General features: G+C 33.4%; 1 protein-coding gene. It reads left to right on the forward strand.

Features of this window, described 5'->3' with window-relative positions; genetic code table 11:
• Positions 1–558 precede the first annotated feature (558 nt).
• On the forward strand, positions 559–1,090 hold a 532-nt coding region (locus MUW74_RS04030), incomplete at its 3' end, for a hypothetical protein (RefSeq protein WP_243519059.1).

Raw genomic sequence — 1,090 nt, forward strand, 5'->3', positions numbered from 1 at the left:
CCAATACCATCAACTTGAGAAATTTTTAGGACATGATATGGTCATTATTCTTGCAAATTTAATAATTTTTTCTTAATCTAAAATAGGGAATATTCCTAGGATTGCTCTTACTGATCTGTTAGATGTTGATTACTTTGCATCTTAACTATTACTGTATTAATCGCTAAGCTTATTTTTTTATGGCACAAGTAAATCTATTGTAGAAAATGTATACTGCATTTTATGTATGCTTTTTTGTTTGAAGCCCACTTAGCGCGCGAGTTCTGTTGTTCCAGCTGCAACCGGCACTTTCCAAAACTTTTTACAGGGGCTTGATTTTTTCCACTTCTTTATCAAGAAAACAGTGGGATAAAAAAGGCTTTTAACAAATGAGCCCATAAAAATCTCAAAGTGAACAAATAATAATACGATCCATTCAATCCTATCAACTCAACAATCACAAAAAATAACCCCTGAAGCTATAGTAAAAATGATCAGATTCATCTACTAGAGATACGATTGATCTACCAGAGAGCGGAATAATGTTACCATTCTAAGCTTAACTTAACAGCTAAAATCATGTTATACCTAATGTTTAGGGTTAGCCATCTAGCATTATTAGTGGTCTTTCTATTACCATCTTGTTTCAAGCTAAAAAAGTGCTATCAATGGGGCGGCTTAGAAAGACGCTATAACAATAGCAATAAAGGTAGTCCTAACAAATCAAGCATACCCCATAAGATACCTCAAATTAATAGTCGAGTTAGTAGTCGAGAACCATCCAATAGATCCAATCAAACGTATCCCTATCCTAATAGCTGTGTTTTACGGGAACAAAGTAAAAAAAGGACTAGAGAACCTGATATAGAGAGCAACTCAAAAAGATTTAAACAAGCGCGTGACTATCAATTTTTTAATAATCGGTATGATAGCAAAATAGGAAACAATCATGCACAAAATGGTCCTTATAAAAGACCCATAGAGGATATTCGTGAAACGAATGCAAAAAGAACTAAATACGATCAAGAAGCTAACTATCAAGTGAATAATTATAGGTCTGATAGAAGCATAGCAACCAATAATGATAATAATACGCTCAGAAAAAGCTCTA

Origin of the sequence: Candidatus Cardinium sp. cBcalN2 (assembly GCF_022810445.1) — a bacterium.
Lineage (GTDB): Bacteria > Bacteroidota > Bacteroidia > Cytophagales > Amoebophilaceae > Cardinium.